The organism is Erwinia sp. Eh17-17, assembly GCF_039675725.1.
Classification (GTDB): Bacteria; Pseudomonadota; Gammaproteobacteria; order Enterobacterales; family Enterobacteriaceae; genus Erwinia.
In genome coordinates, this window is the sequence record NZ_JBDFQT010000023.1 from 1 (window position 1) to 3,299 (window position 3,299).

3 protein-coding genes and 2 pseudogenes are annotated in these 3,299 nt (G+C 53.2%); 4 read left to right on the forward strand and 1 reads right to left on the reverse strand.

What is annotated here, in order from left to right; genetic code table 11:
* Together ABEH87_RS21565 and ABEH87_RS21570 are read left to right on the forward strand one after the other, a co-directional pair.
* Positions 1-873: VENN motif pre-toxin domain-containing protein (locus ABEH87_RS21565; RefSeq protein WP_346579399.1), on the forward strand; the 873-nt coding region annotated here is incomplete at its 5' end.
* Positions 870-1,331, forward strand: coding sequence for an immunity 42 family protein (locus ABEH87_RS21570; RefSeq protein ID WP_346579401.1), 462 nt, complete (start codon positions 870-872; stop codon positions 1,329-1,331). The genes ABEH87_RS21565 and ABEH87_RS21570, both read left to right, overlap by 4 nt.
* Positions 1,332-1,383: 52 nt before the next feature.
* Here the strand turns inward: ABEH87_RS21570 and ABEH87_RS21575 are convergent, their stop codons facing one another.
* Positions 1,384-1,734, reverse strand: coding sequence for a SymE family type I addiction module toxin (locus tag ABEH87_RS21575; protein ID WP_346579402.1), 351 nt, complete (start codon positions 1,732-1,734; stop codon positions 1,384-1,386).
* A 179-nt stretch (positions 1,735-1,913) separates the two neighbouring features.
* Between ABEH87_RS21575 and ABEH87_RS21580 the strand changes: the two are divergent.
* Positions 1,914-2,294: pseudogene (locus ABEH87_RS21580) on the forward strand (tyrosine-type recombinase/integrase); the annotation flags it as partial.
* Positions 2,295-2,971: 677 nt separating this feature from the next.
* Positions 2,972-3,299: pseudogene (locus tag ABEH87_RS21585) on the forward strand (hypothetical protein); the annotation flags it as partial.

The following is a 3,299-nucleotide window of genomic DNA, read 5'->3' on the forward strand; positions in this document are numbered from 1 at the left end:
GTGCAGAAGGAAAACCTGAGCGCGCTGGCGACGCTGGCGTCGGGGATAGCGTCGGGAGTGAGCAGCGGGAGCGCGTCAGGGGCGGTGACGGGCGGACTGGCGGGTAAGAATGCGGTGGAGAATAACTTCCTCAGTACCACCCAGCTCGATAATTTTGCACATAAAGCCAGGGCCTGTGAAGGCGCCGCCTGCCAGCAAGTTATTCAGGAAATGGTTGATAGCAACCTGAAACAGCAAAAAGAAATGGGTGAAACCTGTGCCATATCGCCGGATCAATGTGGACAAAATTACGGCTATCTGGTCGAGCAATGGGACGTATTCGATAAGACCATCAAACAGCTGGATGCTGATGGCAAGCTGCCTGACGACTTCAAGAACTATCTTTCTGCGGTGTATTCATCCGGTATGGAGGCTGAAGGAACTGTTGCTAATCTAGGGTGGCAACAGAAGTTCGAAGCGCTGGGACTTGATAAAGATACTGCGGCAGCAATGGCGGCCACCGTACCAGCGTTGATTGCAGCTAAAGGACCAAAAGGCAGCGCGATCCCTGTAGCTCAACCAGTTAAAGCTAATAATGGTTTGATTTATAAATCAAACTCTAAACATACACTTGGACAATTAGGCAACAGACCTAATGCGGGAATTGAACCTCAGGATTCCTTGAAACTATTTGATAAATCAATTGCAAGTTCAAAGCAATATCCTAATAAGGAAGTTAGGTTTTCTATTGATAGTAAAGGCAATGTTCATCGTTTTGAAGGTACAAATGGTCAGTATCACTGGAATGGTAGTTCTGGTGATATTAAGAACCCACTAACTGGTAAACAAATACCCAGTGATATACAAAAACAGCTTGGAGTGAAAATAAAATGATTTATGGTGATCCATTGACTTTTGCACTTCAGTTTGACGTTGTGGAATCTTGGAATATTCCCGGAGATACGTGGGAAAATGGAGTTTTTTCGCTATATATTGATGGTGAAAGGTTGTTTAGCTCTATTGAACCAGTAGAGTTAAAAACTACGCTTAGTTTTTATTCTAATGCACCATTGGATGATCTTTGTGTAAATGATTTAAGCATTAGTGCTGAAAGTTTGTACAGGAATGCAGAGTGCTATTTTACAGGGGATGGTACTGAGCTTATTGATGGGCTATTCGATATGACGTGTACCGCGATGGAAGATAACGCTTGTTATCTGTATTTCATTAAAACGAGTGAAGGTGATCGTTTAGTATGGAGCATAGATAACGGAGAACATGTAACTGAAAAAATTTTAACAAAAAACACAATAAATGAAGTTGTTAACCAGCTACAAAAAAAACCTTTATAATCTACTCAAATCCCAACCCTCACGGTTGAGATTTTACTTTATAACCAGTCAGTTACACTTTAGCCGTATGCTTATTCGGCTTCGCCATCACCTGAATCACGTCCATCAGTTCCCGCTGCTTACGGGCTGAGAGCTTCGGACAGAGCCGGCGCAGGGCCTGTATCACTTCCGGCTCCGGTGGCGGTACTTCCGCCGTCAGCACCAGACAGCCGTTCATCACCCGCACATTAACCGGCGTCCCGGTTGCAAACCCCGCCACTTCCAGCCAGCCACCTTTAAGCGTAATACTGGCTGATGGCCGGAAATGCTTCGAATCCCGGATATAACCCACGGTATAACGGCGGGTTTTTAGTTCCGGCGCTTCAGTTGTAACAACTTCTGGCTTAGTATCCTGTTCAGCCATAATTAACTCCTTAACAGTTAGTTGTGGTCAGCGGGCGGTTGGTGTACCACCACCTTCAGCCCGCGTTCGTGTTAACTCTCTTCTTCAGCCGCTCCCCTGGTCACGCGGCCTACCGCACCGGTGACCTGGTTCTTGATGATCATCGCGTCCAGCAGTTCCCGGATCACATCCTGTTCACGCTGCGGCATTACCTGAACGGGGTGAGGCCGGAACTCCTGGTCAGCCCGGAGTGTAAGGCGCTGTTCTTGGCGATGGACGGTGTGGCGGGCCTGACGGCGAACGGCATCACTAACGCGGTAGTGCCGTACCTGCGGGCATCGGGGATAGAGAAAGGGAGCTGCCACCTGTTCCGGCATGCAATGGCGACCCAGATGCTGGAGAACGGCGCGGACCTCAGATGGATACAGGCAATGCTGGGGCACCGCAGCGTCGAATCCACGCAGATATACACGCAGGTCAGCATCCGGGCGCTTCAGGCGGTGCATGCGAGTACGCATCCGGCGGAGCAGGGGGAAAACCCGGAGCCGGACGAAACAGCAGAGCTGCCGGACAGCCCGTAAAGTTAGCTCAATCCCTGTTAGTGGCGTTGTTCGCTGTGCGGCAGAGCGCCGCGTCCGTGCGGCGATCTGCCTTCATCGCGTGCCGTGTGCGCGGGGGTCAATGGCCGCGCCCCGGGCTTTAGCGCCAGGTTCCTCTGTGAGCCGGTTCCCGGCCAGCGTCCATTAAACATAATGTGCGGGTATTATGCGAAGCTCGCCGTCCGCTTCCCTGCTCTCCTTCGCCGCGTCCTGCGGCTCGTATCGCATAATACACATTATGTCGTGCGCCCCCGCGTTGTGGTGCGGGGTGCAGGCCGCCGTCCCTGGCGGCTACTTCCTTCTCAGTCGTGTTCAGCAAACAGCAAAGCAGTAGTCGGCCTGACGGCCTCCGCTGAAAGGCTTCATGCCCGCCCGGCTGCGTCTGTCTGCGGCGGCTCGCACTGCGTTGCTCGTTCCCGCCTCGCCAGCTTCCGCTGCCCACCCCGGCCCGTGGTGGTCATGCAAAACCGTGCGTTCCCTCAACCACCTGAGCACCAGAGCGCTGTGCAGCGCTTGCGGGCCTCGCCGGCCCGCGCCCGGCAGACGGTTCACCGGCCCACAGGCAAGCTGTGGCCCGGCTCCCGCCGCGCAGAAAAGCGGTAATGACAGGAGTGCCAGCGCTGTTAAAATGCGCGGACGGATAGCGCAGGGGAAGCGGGATGATAAAGCTAAGGAAAGCCCTCACGTGGGTGCTGTGCGCGGTGATGGCTGCCGGGGCGGTAGCGTGCGCGGGGGAGAAAGGCGCGTCGGGGCAAAAAGTTGCGGTCCCGGAAGTGCAACAGGGAAAATGCTTTGTAACTGACGGAAAGCACAGGGAAAAAGTGTGTACGCTGGCAGGGTGTGCAGCGGAAAAAGTTGTTGTGGAGAATAACTCGCTGAGCGGCGATAAAGCCCGCGAATCGGTCAAGCAGAATGCTGAGCACTGGAAAGATCAGGTACGGGATAAGCTGGGTAACGGTACAACCTCTTCCATCGCGAACGGCATTA

What these genes read in the sequence shown, in the direction of transcription:
- ABEH87_RS21575 (WP_346579402.1), bottom strand. Translation starts at nt 1,734, where the DNA reads ATGGCTGAACAGGATACTAAGCCAGAAGTTGTTACAACTGAAGCGCCG.
- ABEH87_RS21570 (WP_346579401.1), top strand. Translation starts at nt 870, where the DNA reads ATGATTTATGGTGATCCATTGACTTTTGCACTTCAGTTTGACGTTGTG.